Consider the following 24,043-nt stretch of genomic DNA (forward strand, 5'->3'; position numbering starts at 1 on the left):
AGCGATTTTCCTAACTCTTGTAGGTATGTATATGACTCAAACAAATGGAGATACTAACAATAGTGTTTCGCCAGAGATAAGAGCTAAGTTTAGCGGCTTTATCGAGCCATTTTTCTCACAATATCACCGCGATCGCTGCTATCCAGGACTTATTTTTAAGCAGGGAAAGCGCACTATGCTGCAAATTAATGTCCCTGCGAGTGACTTTTCTGGTCTTCTCCAAGCTAAACCATCTACTGGGAATGATCCTGATTCTGGTAAAAATCGCCCAGAAGTTAAAGGTCATGCTGATGAAATTAAAAAATATATTGTTGACCGTTCTCGAAAAGAAAAACCTTGGATTGTAGGAACTCTGACTGCTAATGTAGCTCCAAAAGACATAACAATTATTGAATTGGGTAGAGGAATTTGTCTAGTTGTAATTCGTCGTGGAGTCAAGTTAGATATAACGGATGGACAACATCGTAAACGTGCAATTCACGAATTGATAGAAAGTCCTGAAAGCCACTTAATCAGTGATGATGATTTTGCAATTACTCTAGTTTTAGAGAGTGAATTTCAACAGTGTCAGGCAGATTTCCGAGACATGGCTCAAACAAAACAACTAGATAAATCATTATTATTATCATTTGGTGAATTTTCTGGTCGAGTTGGCATTACTAAAGAATTAATAAAACGAGTACCAATGTTTCAGGGTAAAACCGAGAAGATCAAATCAAGCCCTTCAACTAAACAAAAGCTGATTTACACAACTAATTTTATAGCTAGGTTTGTAAGTTGCGTTTTTACTAACGATCCAAGTAATCAGCTTCGAGATTATGATGTTTATCAATCATCTGATGCTTTGGTTATTTATCTTAATAAATTTTTCTCAGAATGCAGTAACACTGAGTATATTGCTGATACAACTGTTGAAGAAATAACAGAAGATGAAGTAACTGCATTTAAAGAAGACTGTATTCTAGGTATAAGCGTTGGGTTGGAAGTTTTAGGGCGTTTATTACATTACATATATGAGCCAGAAAATAATTATTTTAATGAAGAAAAAATGTCACAACTAGCACACCTAGATTGGTCAAGAGAAAACCAACTTTGGAAGGATAACGTAATTAGAATAGATGCCCAACCTAAAAATCCAGACAAGCCATATAGAATATCTGCTACTGTTAGTGCAGTAACAGATGCAGTTAAAACAGTAAAAATTACACTGGGGTGGATGTAACGTTTTTGCTTTTAAGCACTACTTAAAAATTAAGAGAGGAATTTGGTTAGATCAAATTCCTCATCTTGTTGCTCTGTATTAGTTCTCTCATAACTAAGAATCAATAAAAGTCGCTCTGAATAGTCTACGGCTCCACGCAGTTCATTTTGTATAATCTCTAAACCAGCATTAGCATACTCTTCAAAAATGTGAATGCGTTGCTCGTCAGCTACATTATCATCACCTATAACCTTAATGTTTTCTGTTTCCGTGATAGCCAACAAATTAATTAATAAAGTGAAGCTGCTAGTAAAATAATCTTGTCGCAGTGGGGATAAATCTTTAGAAATTACGTCTAAAGGAATGCGCTTTTTATATTTAACGCCTAAAGCTGCTGCAAACACCATTACTTCTACATAAGTTTGGAAAGGCGCAGTTGTGTCTTTTGATGCTACTAGAGATTTCACCAACTCAGCCTTATCTTTAGCAACCCTGATTCTATTTGCAGCCATGATATTAATATCTACATTGTTGCCATCTTAACCGACAGCCAAAAGCGATCGCCACGTTTACGCAATTACCGAGGTATGATTTTATGATAGGATGTGGGCGATCGCTAAATAAACAAATTATCCACCAACATAGTCCATCCTGGTAACGCGGGTTCAGCTTCCGCCACCTCACCACGGACATACACTTGCGGTTCTTCGGGATTACTAGCGCGATATACTCTGATAACTTCCTCTTTGAGTACATCCACATCCCAAACTACCAAAGTACCAGCCGCAAAATAATCACGGCGCTTACTTTCCATATCTTTTTCAGCCTTATCACCGTAATCATTTTCACTTCTCACCTCAGCCGCAAACACAGGCGTACCATTAAGGAATTTCCCACCCGTAGGTTTGCCAATATAAAATGCGGCATCAGGACTTAAAGAACGACGATGAGGGAGATTGACAATAAAACCGACATTATCAGGTAAAGCATAACCGCTTTTTGTTAGTCTTTCATAATCACGCAAATTAGCATAAATTTCACCACCTGCACGTCCTGGTAAAAATCCAGTTGGAGACATCAGCACCAATTTTCCATTGACAATCTCTGCCTTACAATTGTCAGGTAATTGGTACAAATCTTCAATAGTTGCTTCAGTTTTAATACTCATATCTTCTCTTCTTTCCGCGCCTCTGCGCCTCTGCGTGAAATTTAAATTGATAATTGAACATCTTCATAAACCAAAGAAATCGGAAAGTGAAAATCAACACTAGTTAAATGAACCTCATCCCGTTCCTCATAAGGATGTAACTCCCAGAGTCCTCTATCATTTAACCGAAAACAATCTAAAGCAATTTTTTCAGCATCAATGAGGACATATTCTTGCAAAGTCTGAATGCGACGATACCGCGTAAATTTTGTACCTCTATCGTAAGCTTCCGTACTTGGGGACAGAACTTCAACAATTAAACAAGGATATTGGAGAAATTGAATAGCTTGTTTATCTCGTTCATCGCAACTCACCACAACATCGGGATAATGAAAAGGCCCTTTTTCAGATATACCTACTTTCCCATCCGCCATATTCACACGACACCCACTTCCTCGCAGGTGACTTTTTAACACTGAAGCTAAGTTTAAAGCAATATCATTATGGGGAAGAGTACCCCCAGTCATGGCGAAAACTTCACCATCAATATATTCATATTTAATTTCTTGGTGTTCTTCCCATTCCAGGTATTCTTGCGGAGACATATAATTTCCATCTGGACTCGCAACCATAGCTTTATCCTCTAAACATTACGTTCAACCGCGATAATTTCAGTATACTCAAACTCATTCGGACTTTGTTTCACCAAAGGATATCTTTCGCCACCCAACTCGATATAATCTTGCTCGCAATCCGGCTTAGAAGAATAATAGGTAAGCACATATTCTCTACCAATTCTGTCTGTCATTTCCGCTTCTACTTCACCCCGCCACTGAGTCTTAGTAACTAAAACTATCAACTGATTCGCTAATTGGGGAATTGTCTTCGCAATGTGTCGCCGCGAACTTTCATCCAAACTACCGAAAGGTGAATCCATGACAATTGGAAAAGTGCTACTATCGGGAATCATCATCATTTTTCGCTTCTCACTCCATTCCCTTACTTTGTCAATAATGCTAGCAATAAAAGATAAACTGAGAATTTGATTTTCCCCCGTAGATGCTGCGACTAGCGCTTCCATACCTGTGGTATTTTCTACTAATGTCAGTTCATATTTATCGCTAATTTTAGGAATGTATGGAGTTACAGAAATCTCTGTGAATATTTCTTGTACTCGCTTTTCTAATTGCAGGCGAAATTGTTGTTCTTGACGATTTCTAACTTCCGTTAACCGTTCGATTGCATCTTGAGTGGCGTTAATTCGGCGCTGTGCTAAAGTTTGCTTGTCTTCATTCAGCTTTTGTTTGGCGATTTGTTTATTTAAACCTTCAATTTCAGTTGTGAGTTGAGCAATTTGCTGCTGATTTGCTCCCTGTTCTCGATTTAATTCATCAATTTTACTTTCAATTTCATCTAAACGTTTTTGCAAACTACTAATTTCTTCATTAGCATCTTTTCGCAACCGTTCTTGAATATTGTCTAAATCGCCTTCAATTTGAGATATGCTTTGCCTTAACTGATTAATCCTAGTTTGTTCTCTATCAACTTCTTCCCAAAAACCTATCGCTTGCTTATCAATTTCATCTACTTGAGCGCTCATCCGAATTGCAGTTTCTTCCACAGCCGAGGAGCCTGCCTTATTTAACCAGGTACTCACATGAGTATGAGAATGATTACCCTCGTGTAATTCTGCACCACAAATACAGCACTGAGAATTAAGTAAATCATTCACAAATTCCCGCGAAATTCCTGATGTTAACTCGCCGCGCTGCTTCAAATCATTGATAATTCCGCGAAACTGGGCTGTAGTTTCTGACAGTAAAACTGTATAACCCCGCGCAGAAATAACTTTTTTCAGCGCTTCCTTCGTTTTTTTATATTCTTCTTGATTTGCTGCTTTCTGTGATTCTAAATCCTGCCATCTTTCTTGCAATTCCTTAGCAGCACTCAGTTCTCGTAAACGATTACTTGTCTCTTTTTTAAAAGTTTGTTGATATTCTAACTCTTCTTTAATTTCCGTTTGCCGTTTGGTAATACGCTCACGTTCTCGTTCTATCTTTTCTTGCTGTCGTAATAGCTGTTTAGTTTCAGAATCACCAATAGCTTTTAACTCATTTTCTAGAGCTTTTTTAGCATCTCCTAAATGTCTAATAGAACGGTTAATTACTTCCACACCCAAGAAGATTTTTGTAGCTTCAGCAATTTCAGCTTTTTTGTCAGAACGGACTATTTCTTCAATTCGTTCGCCGTCAAAGAAAAAATATTGATGTAAAGTAGCCGGTAAAATTTGATTGATTATATCGTCTGGTTGCTGAATTGGTATATTCCATTTCCCATCATCCGCACCAACCCACATGGTTAATTTAGGTTTACCAGCGTCAAAATCACCTTCGTTTTTATAACCCCGACAGGCGCGTTTGACTCGATAGCGTTTACCTTCATGTTCCCAGCCAATTTCTACCCAACATTCTACAGCTTGACCTTTTTGAGTTTCTGCGATCGCACGCTTATTTACCAACTGCTCTATCGATGCAAACGCTGCACTAAATTTATCATACAATACCCATGTAAAGGCATTCAGCAAGCTAGTTTTGCCAGAGCCATTATTGCCATGAATAATTGTCGTATTCTGAGCATCTCCCCCAGCGATGAGCATCTCTGGTGTCGTACCATAAAAGGAGCGAAAGTTGCAGAGCTTGATTGAAGTCAGCTTCATCGCACCTCTTCCTTAATAATGTCCAAAATATTATCATTTATATGGCTGTTCATCTTCTTATCTAGCCTGCCTTTTTCCAGCTTCCATACCCGCTCAATAATTTGCCGTACTTCCGGCGGTGCGCTGGTTATTGGCTCTTGGACATCATCGATATTCGCCTCTTGTGACATATTGAGCTTTCAAATATACTTTTTCTACATTTTAACTTTCTCTAGTGCTATATCTACCTCCGTGAAGCCACTGTTAGCGTTATCTTTAATTTTGCAAAAACCATTTTTTCAAATTTATAGTTTTCTTTGAAAAAGGCTTTATTATTTAATTGTTTTCTGTTATTATTAAAGCATCTTGATCATAATGGAATGTAAGTGAAATTTTTAACGCAGCTTACATCCCATTATGATCAAAGTCATAATCTTATTATTTCATACTTAATGCTTCTTTTTTCAAAACTCGAAAAATTTTACAAAAAAATACAACTATTCTCTGATTCATCATCAGATATCTAATAACCCATATCGCTTTTGTAAATCCAATAATTTCATTCTGGCAACGCCTGCGTTATCAGCCAAATCAGCAAATTCCACAAAGCGACGCAATTCCTTTTTCAACAGATTGCGCTCAACTTCTATAGTTTCTCTATCTAAATCTGGTGGCAAAACAATCATGTCAAATATTGTGGCGCGTTCCTTAGCCGGATGAGGACGCAAAACTCGCCCCCGTCGCTGAATAAACTGCCGGGGATTACCAGAACTTGATAAAATCACCGCAGTTTGAATTGCCGGAATATCAACACCTTCATCTAAACAACGAATTGCGACTAAACCCTGCAACTCACCACTTTCAAATTGATGGCGCAAAATTTCCCTTTCTTGTAAAGTTGTTTTAGCCGTATAAGTGCTTACCTTATACCCTAAATCTACTCCCAAAATTTTAGCAACAGCTTTAAGTTGCCGTAGTGATGAACGTTGTCCCGCATCTTGTGAACCATCACTGCAATAAAAAAGTGTGTGAGTAGTTTCGCGGCGAGTTGCCATTAAATCCCGCAAAGCATTTAATTTGTTTTCCGCCGCACCAATTAATCTTGCTCTTTGCATCAATAACGGCTTTAAATCTTCATTGTCTTCAAAATTTCCGCCATTTTCTCGATCTCTATATAATAGCGATCGCCCAATTCTTTTAGTTAACTTTAAATAAGCAATACTTTCTGCTTCAGTTAACTCCACTAACACCGGATAATACAGATAATGTACCAAAGCACCTTGAGCGATCGCATCCCTCAAAGTAAACTCTGGCTGGAGAACTGGGCCAAAATAATCAAACAGAGATTGCGTACCAAAATCATCAAAATACCTCTCCGGTGTGGCAGATAAAGCTAGTCTCAACCCCACACTACGCGGTAAACTTTCTTCTAACTTGGGTGCGCCTAAATTATGCGCCTCATCCCCAATAATTAAAGTTTTGGCAGGAAAATATTTGAGTTGAGACTGAAACCCATCTCCAATTAATGTGGAGTTTGTAGTAATCACCGTGACAAACCTTTGAGAACCAGAACGCAGATTATAAATTTGCGTCGAAAGTTGACTTTGCCAAGTGCGTAGATTCTCGAAAGCTAAAATGGGTTGCAAATTAAATTTTTCGCATTCTCGCGCCCATTGGGTGACAAGATGGCGATAGGGACACACCACTAATAGAACTTGTAAATTAATCTGCTGATATAATTCGCAAGCGATCGCTAATGCGGTAATTGTTTTACCACTACCAGTAGCCATTTTCAGCGTCCCTCTGCCATTGTTGGTAAACCAGCTAGCGATCGCTTCTCGCTGATATTGCCGCAATTGCAGAGATAGAGGCATTCTTGGGCATCCTGGTAATGGTTGCGGAGTGTAATAACTGCCCTTACTTTCCCTTGCAATTGGTAATTTCAACCGAAATGCGCCACGGGGATACTCCCCGTGGTCACTTTCGCGGAAAGTGGGCAGTTGCTGCACTAAATTTTGCGTCAGGTACATTATGTTTTGGGCATTGGGCATTGGGCATTGAGAATTGAGCATTGGGCATTGGGCATTGGGCATTGGGCATTGGGCATTGGTTATTCCCCTTGTCCCCCACTCCCTACTCCCTACTCCCCATTTATTCAGTTGTAACCGCGCCAAACACCAATGAGTGAACCTTGCACCTGCACTTCTATAGCACTGACTTCAATGGGATTGTACTTAGGATTTGCTGGTTTGAGGGTAACGCGATCGCCTTGACGATAAAAACGTTTTAATGTCGTACCAAATCCATCAACTCTGGCGGCAACGATGGTACCATTTTTCAAATGATTTGGTTCTGCTACTGGACGTAAAAATACTACATCGCCATCAGCAATTAAATCTTCAATCATGCTATCGCCAGCTACGCGCAAAGCATAAGTTTGGGCAGGTAACTCAAAATTAGAAAAATCTAAATGATCTACAGCATCAGTAAACGGTTCTATTAAACCACCAGCAGCGATCATCCCCAAAATTGGTACGCCTTGCTTCACAGCACGCAAAACCCGAATCGTTCGCGCTTGTCCTTCAGTCCATTCTATATATCCTTTAGTCCGTAAATGTTCCAAACGACTTTGAATTGGTGCTGGTGACTTCAAGTTCATCGCTTGCATCATTTGCCGAATAGAAGGCGAATGCTGGTGCGATCGGATGTATTCTGTCAACCATTCGTAAAGTTCTTGTTGAGCTTCCGTTAGACGTTCCATAAATTTACGGGAATTAATTATTAATGTCTCTAGAACATTAGTACTACAAAAAACTCCCCTTAACAAGAGAAAAGTAAAAATATGAAAGGCAAAAGCAAAATTATTTTCTTTTCTTTTGCCTTTTGATAAATAAGAATATAACAGGGTACAGGTTACAAGGAGGAAAATTACACTCTATCACCTATACCCTATTCCCTTACTCTGCCCCTAAGATGCTGGCAAGCAGAGCCTTTTGGGCGTGCAAGCGATTTTCTGCTTGTTCCCAAACTCGTGATTGAGAACCTTCAATGACTGCCTCGGTAATTTCTTCACCACGATGGGCTGGTAAACAGTGTAAAACAATTGCCTCTGGGTCAGCAAGACTCAATAGCTGCTCTGAAATTTGGTAAGGCTGGAAAATTGGCATCCGGTTATCTGCTTCTGCTTCTTGCCCCATACTCGCCCAAACATCAGTATAAAGTACAGCTGCTCCTTTAGCGGCTAATTGTGGATCATGAGTAAGGAGGACTTCAGTTGTATTATTAGCGATCGCTCTTGCTTGGTCTACAATCCTAGAATCTGGCTCATATCCGCTAGGAGTAGCAATTCTAACATTCATACCCACCAAAGCACAGCCCAACATCAGAGAATTAGCTACATTATTCCCATCTCCCACATATGTCAAAGTTAACCCCGCCAGAGTGCCAAAGCCTTCTTGAATCGTCAATAAATCAGCTAAAACCTGACAGGGATGTTCTGCATCGGTAAGGGCATTAATTACCGGAATCTTAGCATAGTGAGCAAAAGTTTCCAAATCCTGCTGTGCAAAAGTGCGAATTGCCAAAACATCCAGATATCGATCTAACACCCGCGCTGTATCTTGCAAAGGTTCCCCGCGACTAACTTGAGTAACATTGGGGTTAAGATCGATTACCTGTCCGCCCAGGTGGTACATCGCCACAGTAAAACTTACCCGCGTCCGAGTTGAAGCTTTGGAGAACAACAACCCCAAAACTTTATTACACTGCAACTTTAGCTGTTGTGATTTAAGTTGAGTTGCCAATTCTAGAAGTTCTTGAACTTCCGTTGGACTGAAATCCGCTAGACTTAATAAATCTCGTCCGATCAACGCTGCCATGCTTGTGATCTGTAAAAAATAATTATATATTTCTGTTTCTTAATTCAGCCGGATCAGGAAAATACAGTTTTCGGATTCATCACAGTCGTAACGCCCACTAAACTATCTAAGCGCCCAAAAACAGCGATATTGCCAAAATTTCGGATTTTCTAGCCTAATTTAGTCATAAATAATTTTTAGCGATCGCTGCTAGACAAATAGATTAATTATGGTACAATAAAAAATTATGGTTGCTATTTAAAAGTAATCATCAAAAGTGCCAGCATAGCACAGTGGTAGTGCATCCGACTTGTAATCGGAAGGTCGCGAGTTCAAATCCTGCTGCTGGCTTTGAGTATAGATTTGGCAAACAAATTTTTATACGCAATATCTAAAACAGCGCGTCTGTTATCGGCGAAAATTAGTGAGAGAGTTGACCTGGGGAACATCCTAGAGTCAAGATAAAAGGGTTAGATATCTTGTCAAAGTACTAAGCACATCTGATCTCGCCTTATTTCCTTTGATTTCCCCGTTTTTGGGGTAAAGCCGAAGGTGAGGACGAGAGACATTGGCGCGGCAAAAAACTTACAAAAGTACGCACGGGCAGCTAATATTATGTCCAGATGAACACTTGTAATTAAGACTGACCCGGAGACGCGGAGAGTTTTAAATCATAAGTAATTAACCGGACTTGATATAAGACGTGTGGCAGTCGCTATAAATGCGCCGTCCCATCCCTGTAAAGTGTCAATAGATGGCTGATTAAATCAAATTTTAAGTGATTTAATCATATATTTTGTAGCAGCTACTTGTGGAAAATAAAATTTAGGTGTAAATACTGTTATGAAAGTTGGCGATCGCGTCCGCGTTAAAGATTCGGTAGTAGTTTACCATCATCCTGAACATCGGAGTCAGGCTTTTGACATTAAAAGTACAGAAGGTGAAGTGATCGGTATTGCTACTCAATGGCAAGGTAGACCTGTAAGCGCTAATTTGCCGATTTTAGTTCAGTTTAGTAAAAAGTTTAAAGCCCATTTACGTGAACAGGAATTAGAAGTCATCTAAAACAGTGCTGAGTAATGAGTGCTGAGTGCTGAGTGCTGAGTGCTGAGTAATGAGTGCTGAGTGCTGAGTGCTGAGTAATGAGTAATGAGTAATGAGTAATGAGTAATGAGTAATGAGTAATGAGTAATGAGTAATGAGTAATGAGTAATGAGTAATGAGTAATGAGTAATAATCGCACGGGCTAAACCTTAACTATCCGCTAACAGCACTCCTAAATCATCGGCGGCGAAACCACTGGAAAATATTCAGTTCGCCGCGCATTCTTTTAAGCTCTTGGCGGTGCTGTTCTGCTGTTGTATGATACCATTCACAATGACGCTGAAACTCTGACCGTGAGCGAACTTCGTGGTAGAACTGGTGGGTTGTTTGGTAAGCGGTAAAAGCTTCCTCAATTTGGGGTTGAGGAGATTGAATAATATAAGGTAAATTTTTAGACATTAATAATTAAGGTTGGGGAGTGAGGAGTTTTAAATTCACGCAATTACCGCACTTCATAATTAATAACTCATAACTCCTAACTTCTAAGTTTCTAACAACTCCTAACTTGATTAAAGCCAACCGCGTAAGCGATAAACTAAGGAGCCAATGTACTCTTTTAAAGCGCTAGTAAATTGGTGCAAGTTATCGGTATCAGGTAACAAATTGAGTATAGCGGCTTTGGGAGTGCCGCCGAGTTCTTGCAGTTCACCCTGACTAACTAGAAAGTCAGTTGGTGCAGGAATGGCATTAATTCCTTGACGTTGGAAAATTTTGAGCGATCGCGGCATATGCATAGCCGAAGTTACCAATAATACCTGGCGGATGCCACGAGATGACAAAATTTTTCGGACATTTACAGCATTTTGATAAGTATTCAGAGATTCAGGTTCCTGAACAATTGCCTCAGATGGAATACCAATAGATGTGAGTATTGTTGCCATATCAGCCGACTCTGATGAACCGCTACCACGCCAATCAATACGACCCCCACTGAGAATAATTATCGGCGCTTTTTTTTGGCGATACAGTTGTGCGGCATAAATTACGCGATCGCCTGATTCACTCAAATCAACGGTAGGTCTGGGGGGAAAAGCTGATTTGGTTGCGCCACCTAAAACCACAATTGCTTCTGCGACTGGCATTTGGGCGGGTGGCAAATTTTGCCATTCTAACGATCGCACCAATGATTTCGCAATCCAAGCATTACTACAAAATAGCAATAAAGTCAGGGCAAAAGCAATTGCGATCGCCGCAGTGCGAGGTCGTTTCCACAACGTCACTAATGCTACTACCAAACTCACGCAGGCTAGTCCTAGTGGATAAAAAAATAGTGGTAGTAATTTGGAGAGATATAAAAACATATTAGGATTGGGGATAGGGCATGGGCAATTGGGCATGGGGACTAGGAAAAAAGCAGGGGAAGAAAAACTATTGATTATTAATCACTGCCCAATGCCCAATGCCCAAATTATTACTTTTCCCAAAACCTGAAATTGAAACTACTTCCAGGAGTGCGACGGTAACGCCGGGCGGTTCTTCTGGTTTGCCGTTTGTTGATTCTCTCATTAGGTTGTTCAACTTGGCCATCTTCTAACTCTTCAATTTGTAGCTGAGTTTTAGTTTCTTCCTTACTTCCCCACCAAGCAGTAATCCAGCCTCCAGCTAAAGCGCCTATTCCACCTAACAAGATACTCATGGGTGCTGGATACCCCAAATACACAAAGCCAAGCATGAAAAATAACCAGTATTTCAGTCCTGTATCAACACCATCAGAGGAGGCGACAGCTGGGGCTTGGGGGCTATTATTGGTTGCATTTGTGATCCAGCTGAGGATGAAACCCCCCAGAATGCCTAAGAAGATGCTCAAGGCTGGTGCAGAGCCAGTCATTATTAATATAAATACTAAAAATGCTCCAAATAACAGTTGAGAAAAGAAGCTGGGAGAAATACTAAAAAAGTCGTTCTTTTTGTCTGCCATAGAGTAAAAAAAAGCTATTAATTACTAACGACGCTTTCTACGAAACCCTGCGCGTAGCTCGCTTCTTTGCAAGAGTACGCGGACTCGCTACCGCTACGCTAACGTAATTCGTAATTGAATCGAAAATTACGAATTACGAATTACGAATTATTTTAATTGTGGCTGTTGTGGTTGAGTTGTATCCAAAATCTTCACGTAGGATTGTTCTTCTTCAGTGAAAGGTTCAGCTTGTTGGAGTTGTGAGGCTAATAAATCAGCGGTGGCATCAGCGATATCACCAGTACGGTTATTTAGACGCTCTTCTAGAACTTCTAGCGGTGCTGTGCATTGGATAATTTCAAGGGAAAGTTGGTGCTTCTTAGTTTGAGCGATCGCTTCTTGCCGTAAATGCTGTTTATCATACTTGGCATCCAAAATCACCGGAAAACCTTGTTTGGCCAGTATAATCCCCAATTCTAACAGCCGTGCGTAAGTTTTCTCGGTCATCTCTGGTGTATACAAATCATCGCCACCCTTTTCCCACAAGGAAATTCCCCCTAAATGTTTCCGCACCGCATCGGAACGAAGCTGAATCGCTCCCAGTTGACGAGCTAAATGCCTTGCTGTGGTACTTTTACCAGAACCCGATAAGCCCGACATCAAAATCAGTTGTCCAACCTTTGGTTTAGTGTAGTCCCAAGCCTGTTTGTAATAGTCAGCGGCGGTTTTTGTCGCCTCTTCCTTTACCGTCGCGGGTACACTCGGATCATCTAGCAAAAATGAAGTTACCTTTGCCCTGACATAAGCCTGACGACTTAAATACAAAGGCAGCACCTGTAAGCCTTCCCAGTCTCCAGTTTGCTCTACGTAGGCATTCAAAAAGGCATTACCCAAGTCTTTGCGTTGTCGCGCTTCTAAATCCATCACCGTGAATGCCACATCGTACATCACATCGACAAAACGAAACGGCTCATTAAACTCAATGCAATCGAACAGCAAGATTTTATCGTGCCACTGGGCAATATTTCTCAGGTGTAAATCCCCATGACATTCACGAATATACTCGTTGTGAATTCTGCTAGCGAATAATTCTAGACGTTCTGCAAAATAGTTATCTGTATATTGTTTTGTTTCTACAAATTGCGCCTGCGTCTGGGGGCCACCAATATACTTGTCAGTTTGTTGATAATTCTCATCAATTGCAGCCCGAACTTTTGCTACTTCACCAAAACTGCGAATATAATCATTTGTCTGTGCTTCAGCATGGTATTGAGCTACCACCCGTCCCAACTCTTCTAGATGTGTCTCATTTAAGTTTCCCTGTTCAAAAAGTGTACTTAATAGCGACTCTTGCGGAAACTGGCGCATCTTCAGCACGTATTCTACAGCCTCGACCGTTCCGCCTAACTGGTATTGCTCCCCTACCAAAGTTATAGGCAAAACTTCCAAATACAGTTCACCTGCTCCCCGCTGATTTAACCGCAACTCTTCCTGACAAAAATGCTGCCGCTTATCTAAGGTAGAAAAGTCCAAAAAGCCAAAATTTACTGGTTTTTTCAGCTTATAGGCGTAATCTCCAGTTAACAGCACATAAGAAATGTGGGTTTGAATTAGTTGAATGGGTTCTGTTACCGCATGGGGATAAAATCCAGGCTGCAACATTTGCTGAATTAAGGCTGGAAGGGTCGCTTCTGTCATCTCTGGCCTCTGCGGTTCAAATACAAAAAAACCAGGAGTTTCCCCCTGGTATCATCAAAAATTATTACACAGTTTATCTAGCTTAAGAAGCTGTTACAGTTTCTGTCTCAGCATCCTCACTGCTGATTTGCGGTGGCAAAACGCTAACAACAAGTCGTTCCAATTCAGCTAGAGGTGTTACACCTTCAGGAAAGGGTATATCACTAATACTCAAGCTGTCTCCAATTTGCAGGTTAGAGACATCGATTTCAATTACATCTGGGATATTTTCTGGCGCACAACTCACTTGCAATTCGGTGATTACGGTGTCTAATACACCACCATCTTGTTTAACACCAACAGCATTTCCGACGAAACGCAGCCGTACTTCTACAGTAGTGTCACCATGACCAGCAACTGCAAAAAAGCTGAGGTGATAAGGCGTACCTTTTGCTGGATGGATCTGAAGTTCCCGCAGTAGGGCTTTGCCGCGCCAAGGTACATCAGTAATGTTTAAATCAATCAAGGTGTTGTTGACTGAAGCCCTTTTGAGCAAGCGCTCAACAGTTTTGGCATTAATGGTCAAAGAAATTGACTCTGTACCCTTATGACCGTACAAATTTGCAGGTATCAGTCCAGAACGCCGCAAAGCTCTTGGTTTGCTGCCTTCTGGACGTTTTTGAGATTCGACTGTAATAGCCATAAAAGCTGTCCTTTGTCATTTTTCAGTTGTCAGTTGTCCTTTGTTATTAGTCATTTACCAATAACTAATGACTAATTTACGCACTTAGCAAAGTAGCAGGTGTGCCGTCAGGGTGCAGTAAAGCGCGTTTGGGGCCGTGGATGGGGTCTTCTACAATTATGGTTTGATCGCGGCTAGCTCCTAGTGAGACGATCGCAATCGGGACTTCCATCAATTCGGCTAAGAATTTTAGATAGTCCAGTGCTTGCTGTGGCAAGTCTTCCAAGGTGCGGCAGTGACTTGTTGACACTTGCCATCCTGGTAAGGTTTTGTAGATGGGGCGACATCTGGCAAATTTGCGGGAACTGGTGGGAAAGTGTTCGCTGCGATCGCCATCTATTTCATAGGCGACACAAACTTGGATTGACTCTAATTCATCGAGGACATCCAGTTTAGTCAGTGCCATACAATCCATGCCGTTAATCCGCACCGCATAGCGACCGATGACCGCATCAAACCAGCCGCAACGCCGTTTACGTCCGGTGGTTGTGCCAAATTCGGCACCGCGATCGCACAACAATTCCCCCAACTCCCCATGCAGTTCGGTGGGAAATGGACCCTCTCCCACCCGTGTCGTATAAGCTTTCGACACCCCAATTACCCGGTCAATCATTGTCGGTCCTACCCCTGTACCAACGCAAGCTCCCCCCGCCACAGGGTTCGAGGAAGTGACATAAGGGTAAGTTCCGTGATCTAGGTCAAGAAGTGTACCTTGTGCGCCTTCAAACAATATATTGCGCCGTCGCCCAATCGCATCGGATATTTTCAACGATGTATCAACCACGTGAGGTCGCAAGCGTTCTGCATACCCCAGATACTGCTCAATCACCTCTTGGGCATTTAGAGGCGGTAAGTTGTAAAGCTTTTCTAAAATGACGTTTTTATAATTAATCGTCCACTCCAACTGCTCACGTAGCCCATCAGAGTCCATCAAGTCTAAAACTCGAATGCCTGTACGCTCAGATTTATCAGCATAAGTCGGACCAATACCCCTACCTGTTGTACCGATCTTATGGCTTCCCCGCCGTTCTTCGGATGCCTGATCAATCAACCGATGATAAGGCATTGTTACGTGGGCTGTCTCAGATATCAGCAGGCGGTCAGTGGAAATATTTAATTCTTTTAATTGGTCGAGTTCTCCGATCAAAATCTGTGGATCGATAACAGTTCCACAGCCGATAATACAATCGGTATTTGGATACAAAATCCCTGAAGGAATCAAGTGTAGCTTAAAGGTCTGACCTTTCACTACAATTGTGTGTCCAGCGTTGACACCTCCTTGATAACGTACCACAACATCTGCGGAACGGCTGAGTAAGTCAGTTATTTTACCTTTTCCTTCATCGCCCCACTGGGAACCTATGACAATTACGTTAGCCAAGAGTTTATATTAAGAGGTAAAGTTTCCACAAACTATAAGTAATAACATATTGATTGAATCATGTCAAGCTTATTCTAGAATAACCCAGCAATGTTACGTCAAAACGAAAATCGTCTACGAGCGATGATAGATGCAGAGAGTTTGTACGGCTGGAAGGTTGAGGAAGTTGTCGGTAAGAATGTTTGGGAACTTTTGTATGAAGACACTTCACCACAGCTAGAAGATGCTTACTTAAGTATGATTAACAAGGGTGAGTGGCGGGGTGAGTTGCATCAACTGACAAGGGAAGGTAAAGAAATCATCGTTGAAAGTCGGTGGATATCGGTACGAGATGATAATGGACAACCCAAACCTATTTTGAGTCTGAATACCGAAATTACGCAGCAGAAACAACTGGAAGCTCAACTTCTGCGATCGCAACGCGCAACGTTTGGAGAGTATCGGCACTTTAGCTAGCGGTATCGTCCATGACCTCAACAAACAGATATTTCTTGGTGGCGGATGAATATACCATTAGTTTATTCAAAATTCGCTGTCACCTGTACTTGTGTAGCGTTACGGTCTTTTTCAGGGAAATCATCTAGCCACAATTAGCGGATTTGTATGTGCCGCAGCTACGCCCGCCGTAGGCATCGCACCTTATAATAAGAATAATGTCCAGCTTGAGGCCGGACAATAGCTAGAAATATTTTCGAGATAGAATATTTACTTGATTTTTAACTTACCAAATCAACCAGGGCGTTGCTCTGGAAACGGACTACAGATGAAACTGAGCAACCGCGATAATTCTCAGATGTGAATACTGATAGTGTGATATTAGCTTGACCTGGATCTAAAATGCGTTTTACCTTGCAGGTTTGCATTTTGTTGTTGCAGTAAGCAATAATGCGATCGCCAGCCTTGACATCCAACGCTTGAATTTTCACTTAATACCAACCTCGCCCAAGAATTTGTTTAGCTAAAAGGAAAAATATATTGCTATATTTTACTTGCTAAACAATTACAATATTCGTTTACCATAACACAAAAATCAAGAAAAATAGCATTATCAATTTAATCTTGATAATGTCAAGTTTATTTATGCTCAAAACTCTATTAAATGCTGGATTTTAAGAAAATTAAGGATATAGTTGCGACCTTAGCGCAGCGTCTAGGTTGGAAGCCTCATTTTGAAAATCCAGATCGTGCGTGGTAAACCTCCACTTTGCTTTAACTTCTCTGGAGAAGACAGGAAACGTCTTTGCTCTAAATTTTTTCGAGTAGAGATTTTTTCTTTCTAGGTTTTTGTTACAATTAGTGAAATTTTTACCTAAAAATGCCACTATGACTTTATATGCTGAATTACATAGACACCTGGGCGGTTCGGTTGTACCCCGTGTTTTATGGCGATATTTCGAGCGACATTCTTCGGAGTTGATTTCCCGCTTTGCTGACTATTCAGAATTTGAAGATTTTTATACTCGCCCACGCAACACCCTGGATGAGTATCTAGAATTACACACCTTGGTAGAAAGTGTGCAAACTGTGGAGACTTTGCCTTACTTTATCTATCGCTTGGTGCGGGGTGCTTATATTTTTGAAAATTTGGCTTATCTGGAACTGCGCTACACTCCCTATTTGCGGACACCTGAGCATTTGAGTCAATCAGAGAGAATTGACAAGATGGCAGAAATTGTCCAAGTAGTAGGACTTGCCAGCCACCAGCCAGAATATCCGATTGTTACTAGCCAAATTCTCTGTATGCACACGCGCCTACCCTATGAGGTGAACAAGGCGATTATTGATTTGGCGGCGCAAAATAAGCAGTATGTCTGTGCAGTAGATGTAGCGGGGGGTGATAGCTATTATGCCGATCGCCTCGAAGAATGGATTAACCTATATGATTATGCGCGATCGCTGGGCGTTAATACCACTGGACATCTATATGAAACCACTGCTGGTTGTTACCCCCAACTGTTACCTTATCTCATGCGAATCGGTCACGGTATCCAAATTCCCCTACTGTATCCAGAGTTACTCGCAGATGTGGCTAGACGCGGACAATGTTTAGAGGTTTGCCCCACAACTTACCTGAAAACTGGTACTTTACAGGATATACGTCAACTCAAAGTAGTTTTTGACCGTTGTTTTGATGCTGGGGTCGATATCGCTATTTGTACTGATAATGCTGGATTGCATAATGTGCGTTTGCCATTTGAGTATGAAAATCTTTTGACTTACAACATTATTAGCTTTGAACAGTTGCAGGCTTGTCAGGATGCAGCTTTCCGTCATGCTTTTGCTTGGCCTTACACTCAACGTCCCGCATCTCTGCTGAATGGATTGCTGAAACCTGAACCACCTAAAGTTTTGGCAATGAGGGATACTAATTAACAACTACTAAAGGTAAGCAGAAAGTAAGGTAATTTAATCTTAATTAATGTTGCAGACGGTGCTTTTTCCTATTGCCATAAAAAAAGCTGTAATCCACAAAAGGTATATTGTAAGAGTCAGTGTTTTAGAGATTAAACGACAGATGCACACAGATAATTCATTGGTATTTATCTGTGGTTGCTTTTTCGGTTATTCTGATTTTTCCTAGAAGTCTAATGTGCAATCCAAAAACGACTAGTAATATATCAAAAATTGTCTTTTAATTGAGTTTTTTTGACAATTAATCAAAATTTATTGTAAATTCGCTTCCTCAACTTCCTGATCTCGCCCACTCGCCTTGTTGGCAAAAGCTATAAACTAGAATTTATGGCATCTACTATTCAAGCTCTACCAACAGAAGTCGTATATCTCATTACAGCTGGTGAGGTAATCGACTCTTTAGCGTCTGTGGTGCGGGAATTGGTAGAAAATTCCCTAGACGCAGGTGCAACGCGAATTGTGGTTTCTCTATGGCCACAACAATGGCGAATTCGTGTCGCAGACAATGGTTGTGGAATGAATTTAGAGGACTTGCAACAAGCAGCTACAGCTCACAGCACTAGTAAAATTCGCTCTAGTGCCGATTTGTGGAAAATTAATAGTTTGGGGTTTCGTGGTGAAGCGTTGCATAGTTTGACGACTCTGGCAGATTTGGAGATTTTGAGTCGTCCTGTGGATGGAAAATTAGGATGGCGGATAATTTATGGTGCTGGTGGGGAAGTTGTGCAAGTTGAAGTAACTGCGATCGCACCTGGTACAGTTATTACAGTTTCTCATCTTTTCGGTAATTGCTCATCTCGCCGCCAGGGATTACCTACAGCAGCACAGCAAATGAAAGCTGTGCAAGCGACAATTCACCAAATTGCGCTGTGTCATCCTCACGTCACCTGGCAGGTTTGTCAAAATGACCGTCAATGGTTCACCATTTGTCCAGCTGCCACAATGGGAAAATTGTTACCGCAGATTTTACCACAGGTGCGACAGGGTGACTTGCAAGAAGTGAAACTCGAAATACCCAATCCTTCAAACTCTCCACTCAGCACTCAGCACTCAGCACTAAACTTAGTGGTAGGATTACCCGATCGCACTCATCGTCATCGTCCAGATTGGGTGCGTGTAGCAATCAATGGACGAATGGTTAAGACACCGGAACTAGAGCAGACCATTTTATCAGCATTTTATAGAACATTACCACGCGATCGCTATCCAATTTGTTTTTTACATCTTGCCATTTCCCCCGATCAAATTAACTGGAATCGCAATCCAGCAAAAACAGAAATTTACCTCAACGAAATCATTTATTGGCAAGAGCAAATTACCCAAGCAATTAACCAAGCACTCAGCATATCTTCTAGCAATCTCAAAGAAGCTGTCCACACAACACGAGTTAGTAAATTACTCAAAGCCGCAGAAGCTAAAGGCGGTTACAATTTCAATCCTCAAAATCCCAATGAAGATCACAAGACTCCCAACACCTCACTCTCAAATCTTAACTCCTTAAAGGCGATCGCTCAAGTTAGCAACACCTATATTGTGGCGGAACATCCGGGTGGTATGTGGTTAGTAGAACAGCACATTGCCCATGAGCGAGTTTTGTATGAGCTATTATGCGATAATTGGCAACTTGTGCCGATCGAACCGCCAATTATTCTTTATCAATTGTCGCCAGCGCAAGTATTGCAACTGCAACGCATTGGTTTAGATATAGAACCCTTTGGCGAACAACTTTGGGCAGTCCGTAACTTACCCGCACCTTTGCAGCAGCGAGACGACTGTGCAGAAGCAATTTTAGAACTTAGTTGGGGAGGTGACTTACAAACAGCCCAAGTAGCCGTTGCCTGTCGCAGTGCCATTCGTAACGGTACACCCATGAACTTACAAGAAATGCAGAAACTTTTAGATGATTGGCAACGCACTCGCAACCCCCGCACCTGTCCTCACGGACGCCCCATTTATTTGTCTCTGGAAGAGTCAGCTTTAGCCCGGTTTTTCCGACGTAATTGGGTTATTGGTAAAAGTCACGGAATTTGATAGCCGAGAAACTGGGAAAATAGGGATTCTCTTTCATAAGATAGAAGCGATGTCTTCGGCGAGCTTTCCTTCGGAATGCTGCGCGATCGCTAACGCAGGAGTTAAATAAAGTGCCGCCTGGAATAAGGAAAAACAGTAAAAAGCCAGCAGATCAAAACGGTTCTGGAGATTTACCACTTTTAGAGTTAGCAAACCAAGCTGATGAGCGCTTGGAGATTCCCGCAATGGAACAATGGCTGTGGGATGTTAAAGGACTTGATTGAAGTCATCAGTCGGCATCGGTTGGGGTTAAAGAATACCAATGCCGATGTTTTGGGGGAAGCCTATGAGTATCTGCTGCGGAAGTTTGCCGAAGGACAGGGGCAAAGTGCGGGGGAGTTTCTGACACCATCAGAGGTGGGTTGGTTGATTGCGGAAATTATTGACCCTGAACCCTACACGAAGATTTATGACCCCACTTGTGGATCGGGAAGGTTGTTGACTAAGCCGCGTCTGGTGTTCAACCGCAAACATCCAGGGGAGGAGAGTAAAGCACCTCGGTTATTTGGGCAAGAGTTGAACCCGACAACTTTTGCGTTGGCGTAGCCCGCCGCAGGCATCGCTAAAATGAATATGTTCTTGCAGGATTTTACTGATACTCAAATTGAGAACTTAAATCACTTGGCAGTTTTTGATATTCCGGCTGTTGCTCAATTTTACTTTGGTAGTAATGGAGAATATCAAAGCATGAAGGCTTATCTTGAGATGTTAGACTATTTACGCTTGCTGATTCTTGAGCATTTAAGTTTGTCTGCAATGAGTAGTAGGTAGGCGTAATTAAATATAAGATCAAACCTCACCCTCAATCCCTCTCCTTAGTAAGGCTACTGTGTACACACAAGTTGGAAAAACTACATCCACCTAAGATTTGCAGTGCGTTAAGCTGGCGTGACAAAGCTAAATTGTTGCAATCATAGCGATGCCTGGGTTGGGCTACGCCTACTCATTTGTTATTTCGGCCTACTCATTTGTTATTTCGGCATACTCATTTGTTATTTCGGCATACCCATTTGTTATTTCGGCATACCCATTTGTTATTTCGGCATACTCATTTGTTATTTCGGCATACTTATTTGTTATTTCGGGGTACTCATTTGTTATTTCGGGGTACTCATTTGTTATTTCGGCGTGTCCATAAAGTACCCCACGAAATTACTAAAAGAGTTGAAACCTATGCTGGTCATACTTGTGTGTACACCGTAGCCTTAGAGGATGTTTGAAAAGTCATGATTGATGTATCAAATGTTATTACCCCTCCCTAACCCTCCCCTTGTAAAGGGGAGGGAACAAGATCTATTCTTATTTCCCCCCTTTACAAGGGGGGATTAAGGGGGGTAATTCACAGCGTAGCCTCGCTTAGGTTGGGGTTCTTTTACCTCATGCTAAAAGCCTTAACCCAAGTGTATTGGTTTCTAACCGCCCTTTTAGGTAAAATTAAATCAGCTACAAGTCTCATTTTTATTTCATCGAGGATACAGCAATGACTCAAGCAATTGATAAAGAACAAATAATTATTGATGAAGTTAAAAAGTTACCTCCTGATAAGCTGGACGAGGTAATTGATTTTATTCAGTCTTTGCAATATCAGGAGAAGAAAAAGCAGGATTTAGAACATAAAGAAGAGAAAGAACCTATTTCCGCCTATGAAGCAGCCAAAGAGTTTGCTGGCTGCGTTGGTGGAGATCCTGGCGATCGCAAAAAACAAGTTTCATTTTTAGAAGCTGCTAAGGAGTTTATTGGATGTGTTGATGGAGGTCCCGGAGATTTGGCGACTAATAAAAAGTATCTACAAAGCAGCACTGATGCAGTATCTTTTTACTCATGGCAATCACAACGAACCCCGGAAGCAGACGGAAATAGGCGAGATTCCTGAGAGTTGGGAGGTTGTAATTTTAGAAGATATGTTGTTAAAAAATTAAAAATTCCTCTACCTTATATTTTAGAACAGCATGAAATAGCCAATATTCTAAAAGCGTGCGATCGCAAAATTCAAGCCCTAGAAAAAGAAATCACCCTTATCGACGAACTCTTTCACGCCATGCTAGAACAACTGATGACAGGTAAAATTTCCACCCAACCCTTAACCGAGACTTAAGTATGAGCGAAACTTCCGCCGTGCAAAGACCGATGTTGAAATATGCCTATCAAATTGGCTGGGAATACCTAACTGCAAAAGAGGCATTACAACGGCGGGAAGGAAAGGGAGAGGAAAAGCTCAAAGAACGTTACTTTGGCGATGTTCTTCGCAGTCAACTAATTAAACTAAATCCTGGCGTTGTCACCTCCAACAATATAGATGAAATTCTTCGCCGCCTGCGAAACATTGACAACACCATCGAAGGCAACCGCGAAGCTTTAAACTGGTTGCAAGGCAAACAATCTATAGTAAAATTTCTAAACTTGAGTAAGGCACTGTTTAGAGATGTACACGAGCAAAGTCAGCGATCGCCTTTTTTGATTTCCATTGGCGAACGTGCCGAAATTATCCGCGCCAGCTTTGAAAACCGCCAAATAGAGGCTCGCGTTGCTTTAGCTAGACTAGATGAGATTGCCAATGAATGCGTAGAAGCAGAGTCAGAACGGCAACGGCTCAAGGTTGATGAAAACACCTTTGCGATTTACACTGTGATCAAGCAAGCAGTCCATCGCCTTGATATCAACCAAGCCGAAGGCAATATTTTGTTAAATTGACAAATAATTAGTTAATGTACAATTACTCTGACGATTTTAGATACCCAAAGAATCAATTCTTTACATTAAAGTCGAGCTATGGTTGCATCTTAACTTGGGATTATTTTTTTGTTAAACTCCCTAACAGGACTAAACATAAGTAGTAGAGCCATTAACCTGCCAAAATTACATTAAGTCGATACATCTAGAGAGTGATTTTTTTTATAGCTATAGATAACAGGAATTTCATTCTACAGATTGATGTACACTGTATAATCAGCAAAGTAAAACTGAATTAGTTCAGCTTTGAACAAAGAACTCGTTAAAAGTATTTGCTCATTAACTATTCTTGAGTTAATGTACAAATGCAAAAACAATTTCTTTGTAATGTTCATTTTTGAAGAACTTACGGAAGTGTAGCTTGTAATTTTATTGCTCCAATTTGCCAAATAAAGGTATAAGCTTCGCTATTTGAATAAAAGTTCTGCGTTGTTAAGGCTGTTATCGAGGATTTCCAATGAAGATTATTGCTTCTGTTCTATCTATCCTAAGTCCAGTACGTTTTCTGGTTGTGGCTTTTACTTGTGCCTTGCTATTGTTATCTAGTGCTTTTCCTGCTTTTGCGATCGATAGCTACCAAAGTGACCCTACCGAAGCTACTACACAACTGCTTGACATTCAGCGCAAAACTGACGAAGCTGCTAAAGCACCTCCACTTGGAATGAGAAAGGTTCAAAAGGAGTCCAACGAAGGACTGAATGAGGTTCAAGGAGCTGCTGATATTGACAAGCAGAAGCGTCCTGAAAATTCACAAAGTTCAACCTCAGTGGAAGAAAATGTAAAGAATTTGTTGAGAAAAGTTACAGGTAAGTCACAAGATTAATCTTTTGATAATTTTTCAATAGTAATGGGTAATTGCGTAAAAGTAGTAACCCATTACCATCGGTGAGAGGTTAAGATAAAGAGCATTTTGTCAATCAGTTAAAATACCCAAAATAGTCTTAATAAGAATAATAATCGTGTCTGGGGAGAGGGGAGGAGGCCAGCGTCGCTTGCCTCCTCCCCTCGATTTGATTATCATTATCTTTAAGGTCTTTGACCACTTAAATAGGATATGAAAAGGTATTGTAACGAGAGAATAATTTTGTCAAAAGTGGGCTTAATTCTTAGGTAAATTCAATTATCAAACG

Annotated in this window: 26 protein-coding genes, 1 tRNA gene and 1 pseudogene; 13 read left to right on the forward strand and 15 right to left on the reverse strand. The window is 41.1% G+C overall.

Annotated elements, in window-relative coordinates:
- The first annotated feature begins 31 nt into the window (after positions 1-31).
- The gene (locus ACEW80_RS02235) at positions 32-1,222 is read left to right on the forward strand and encodes a DNA sulfur modification protein DndB (protein WP_373525032.1); all 1,191 of its coding nucleotides are present in this window, start codon (positions 32-34) and stop codon (positions 1,220-1,222) included.
- Positions 1,223-1,251: 29 nt separating this feature from the next.
- Here ACEW80_RS02235 and ACEW80_RS02240 read toward each other — a convergent pair whose 3' ends face one another.
- The 8 genes from ACEW80_RS02240 to argF all read right to left on the reverse strand — a co-directional run bounded on the left by ACEW80_RS02240 (position 1,252) and on the right by argF (position 8,921).
- Complete coding sequence (locus ACEW80_RS02240) at positions 1,252-1,713, reverse strand: DNA phosphorothioation-associated protein 4 (RefSeq protein ID WP_373525033.1); 462 nt, start codon at positions 1,711-1,713, stop codon at positions 1,252-1,254.
- A gap of 104 nt (positions 1,714-1,817) precedes the next feature.
- The gene (locus ACEW80_RS02245) at positions 1,818-2,369 is read right to left on the reverse strand and encodes a Uma2 family endonuclease (protein WP_373525034.1); all 552 of its coding nucleotides are present in this window, start codon (positions 2,367-2,369) and stop codon (positions 1,818-1,820) included.
- 41 nt (positions 2,370-2,410) lie between these two features.
- Entirely contained in the window at positions 2,411-2,980 is a 570-nt protein-coding gene (locus ACEW80_RS02250) for a Uma2 family endonuclease (RefSeq protein WP_373525035.1), read from the reverse strand.
- A gap of 11 nt (positions 2,981-2,991) precedes the next feature.
- Positions 2,992-5,064 carry an AAA family ATPase gene (locus tag ACEW80_RS02255; protein ID WP_373525036.1) on the reverse strand — a complete coding sequence of 691 codons (2,073 nt, stop codon included), beginning with the start codon at positions 5,062-5,064 and terminating at the stop codon, positions 2,992-2,994.
- Positions 5,061-5,234: a hypothetical protein gene (locus tag ACEW80_RS02260; RefSeq protein WP_373525037.1), complete on the reverse strand. Its 174-nt coding sequence runs from the start codon at positions 5,232-5,234 to the stop codon at positions 5,061-5,063. The genes ACEW80_RS02255 and ACEW80_RS02260 overlap by 4 nt, the downstream gene beginning before the upstream one ends.
- 324 nt (positions 5,235-5,558) lie before the next feature.
- On the reverse strand, positions 5,559-7,073 hold the full coding sequence (locus ACEW80_RS02265) for a DNA phosphorothioation system restriction enzyme (protein WP_373525057.1): 1,515 nt from the start codon (positions 7,071-7,073) through the stop codon (positions 5,559-5,561).
- Positions 7,074-7,198: 125 nt separating this feature from the next.
- Positions 7,199-7,804, reverse strand: coding sequence for a transcriptional repressor LexA (gene lexA / locus ACEW80_RS02270; protein WP_373525038.1), 606 nt, complete (start codon positions 7,802-7,804; stop codon positions 7,199-7,201).
- Positions 7,805-8,000: 196 nt separating this feature from the next.
- Positions 8,001-8,921: an ornithine carbamoyltransferase gene (gene argF, locus ACEW80_RS02275; protein ID WP_373525039.1), complete on the reverse strand. Its 921-nt coding sequence runs from the start codon at positions 8,919-8,921 to the stop codon at positions 8,001-8,003.
- A 258-nt stretch (positions 8,922-9,179) separates the two neighbouring features.
- On the opposite strand from argF, the gene ACEW80_RS02280 reads away from it, so the two are divergent.
- A tRNA-Thr gene (locus ACEW80_RS02280) sits at positions 9,180-9,251 on the forward strand.
- 492 nt (positions 9,252-9,743) lie between these two features.
- Positions 9,744-9,965, forward strand: coding sequence for a ferredoxin-thioredoxin reductase variable chain (locus ACEW80_RS02285; RefSeq protein WP_373525040.1), 222 nt, complete (start codon positions 9,744-9,746; stop codon positions 9,963-9,965).
- Between the two features lie 216 nt (positions 9,966-10,181).
- Here the strand turns inward: ACEW80_RS02285 and ACEW80_RS02290 are convergent, their stop codons facing one another.
- The 6 genes from ACEW80_RS02290 to ACEW80_RS02315 all read right to left on the reverse strand — a co-directional run bounded on the left by ACEW80_RS02290 (position 10,182) and on the right by ACEW80_RS02315 (position 15,701).
- Positions 10,182-10,403: a hypothetical protein gene (locus ACEW80_RS02290; protein WP_373525041.1), complete on the reverse strand. Its 222-nt coding sequence runs from the start codon at positions 10,401-10,403 to the stop codon at positions 10,182-10,184.
- Positions 10,404-10,513: 110 nt separating this feature from the next.
- A complete protein-coding gene (locus tag ACEW80_RS02295; protein WP_373525042.1) occupies positions 10,514-11,305 on the reverse strand; it encodes a YdcF family protein in 792 nt (263 codons plus the stop codon).
- Positions 11,306-11,415: 110 nt separating this feature from the next.
- The gene (locus ACEW80_RS02300) at positions 11,416-11,922 is read right to left on the reverse strand and encodes a hypothetical protein (protein ID WP_373525043.1); all 507 of its coding nucleotides are present in this window, start codon (positions 11,920-11,922) and stop codon (positions 11,416-11,418) included.
- Between the two features lie 147 nt (positions 11,923-12,069).
- A complete protein-coding gene (locus tag ACEW80_RS02305; RefSeq protein WP_373525044.1) occupies positions 12,070-13,599 on the reverse strand; it encodes an AAA family ATPase in 1,530 nt (509 codons plus the stop codon).
- Between the two features lie 82 nt (positions 13,600-13,681).
- Positions 13,682-14,281 (reverse strand): 50S ribosomal protein L25/general stress protein Ctc, encoded by a 600-nt coding sequence (locus tag ACEW80_RS02310; protein WP_373525045.1) that lies wholly within the window; start codon positions 14,279-14,281, stop codon positions 13,682-13,684.
- 76 nt (positions 14,282-14,357) lie between these two features.
- Positions 14,358-15,701 carry an adenylosuccinate synthase gene (locus ACEW80_RS02315; protein WP_373525046.1) on the reverse strand — a complete coding sequence of 448 codons (1,344 nt, stop codon included), beginning with the start codon at positions 15,699-15,701 and terminating at the stop codon, positions 14,358-14,360.
- A 132-nt stretch (positions 15,702-15,833) separates the two neighbouring features.
- Here ACEW80_RS02315 and ACEW80_RS02320 point away from each other — a divergent pair.
- Positions 15,834-16,179, forward strand: a pseudogene (locus ACEW80_RS02320) (PAS domain S-box protein); the annotation flags it as partial.
- A 238-nt stretch (positions 16,180-16,417) separates the two neighbouring features.
- Here ACEW80_RS02320 and ACEW80_RS02325 read toward each other — a convergent pair.
- On the reverse strand, positions 16,418-16,627 hold the full coding sequence (locus ACEW80_RS02325) for a hypothetical protein (RefSeq protein WP_373525047.1): 210 nt from the start codon (positions 16,625-16,627) through the stop codon (positions 16,418-16,420).
- Between the two features lie 397 nt (positions 16,628-17,024).
- Between ACEW80_RS02325 and ACEW80_RS02330 the strand changes: the two genes are divergently transcribed.
- The 9 genes from ACEW80_RS02330 to ACEW80_RS02370 all read left to right on the forward strand — a co-directional run bounded on the left by ACEW80_RS02330 (position 17,025) and on the right by ACEW80_RS02370 (position 23,736).
- Positions 17,025-18,074, forward strand: coding sequence for an adenosine deaminase (locus tag ACEW80_RS02330; protein WP_373525048.1), 1,050 nt, complete (start codon positions 17,025-17,027; stop codon positions 18,072-18,074).
- A gap of 366 nt (positions 18,075-18,440) precedes the next feature.
- The gene (gene mutL / locus ACEW80_RS02335) at positions 18,441-20,144 is read left to right on the forward strand and encodes a DNA mismatch repair endonuclease MutL (RefSeq protein WP_373525049.1); all 1,704 of its coding nucleotides are present in this window, start codon (positions 18,441-18,443) and stop codon (positions 20,142-20,144) included.
- A 110-nt stretch (positions 20,145-20,254) separates the two neighbouring features.
- Positions 20,255-20,407, forward strand: coding sequence for a hypothetical protein (locus ACEW80_RS02340; protein ID WP_373525050.1), 153 nt, complete (start codon positions 20,255-20,257; stop codon positions 20,405-20,407).
- Positions 20,388-20,729: a class I SAM-dependent DNA methyltransferase gene (locus ACEW80_RS02345; RefSeq protein WP_373525051.1), complete on the forward strand. Its 342-nt coding sequence runs from the start codon at positions 20,388-20,390 to the stop codon at positions 20,727-20,729. Before ACEW80_RS02340 ends, ACEW80_RS02345 begins: the two co-directional genes overlap by 20 nt.
- A 27-nt stretch (positions 20,730-20,756) precedes the next feature.
- Complete coding sequence (locus ACEW80_RS02350; RefSeq protein WP_373525052.1) at positions 20,757-20,954, forward strand: hypothetical protein; 198 nt, start codon at positions 20,757-20,759, stop codon at positions 20,952-20,954.
- A 709-nt stretch (positions 20,955-21,663) separates the two neighbouring features.
- The gene (locus ACEW80_RS02355) at positions 21,664-22,056 is read left to right on the forward strand and encodes a hypothetical protein (RefSeq protein ID WP_373525053.1); all 393 of its coding nucleotides are present in this window, start codon (positions 21,664-21,666) and stop codon (positions 22,054-22,056) included.
- A 3-nt stretch (positions 22,057-22,059) separates the two neighbouring features.
- Positions 22,060-22,278, forward strand: coding sequence for a restriction endonuclease subunit S (locus tag ACEW80_RS02360; protein WP_373525054.1), 219 nt, complete (start codon positions 22,060-22,062; stop codon positions 22,276-22,278).
- Between the two features lie 2 nt (positions 22,279-22,280).
- Positions 22,281-22,874 (forward strand): hypothetical protein, encoded by a 594-nt coding sequence (locus ACEW80_RS02365; protein ID WP_373525055.1) that lies wholly within the window; start codon positions 22,281-22,283, stop codon positions 22,872-22,874.
- A 496-nt stretch (positions 22,875-23,370) separates the two neighbouring features.
- Positions 23,371-23,736 (forward strand): hypothetical protein, encoded by a 366-nt coding sequence (locus tag ACEW80_RS02370; protein WP_373525056.1) that lies wholly within the window; start codon positions 23,371-23,373, stop codon positions 23,734-23,736.
- The last annotated feature ends 307 nt before the right edge of the window (positions 23,737-24,043 follow it).

The sequence above is a fragment of the Nostoc sp. genome, assembly GCF_041747015.1.
In the GTDB taxonomy this organism is placed as follows: Bacteria; Cyanobacteriota; Cyanobacteriia; order Cyanobacteriales; family Nostocaceae; genus Nostoc.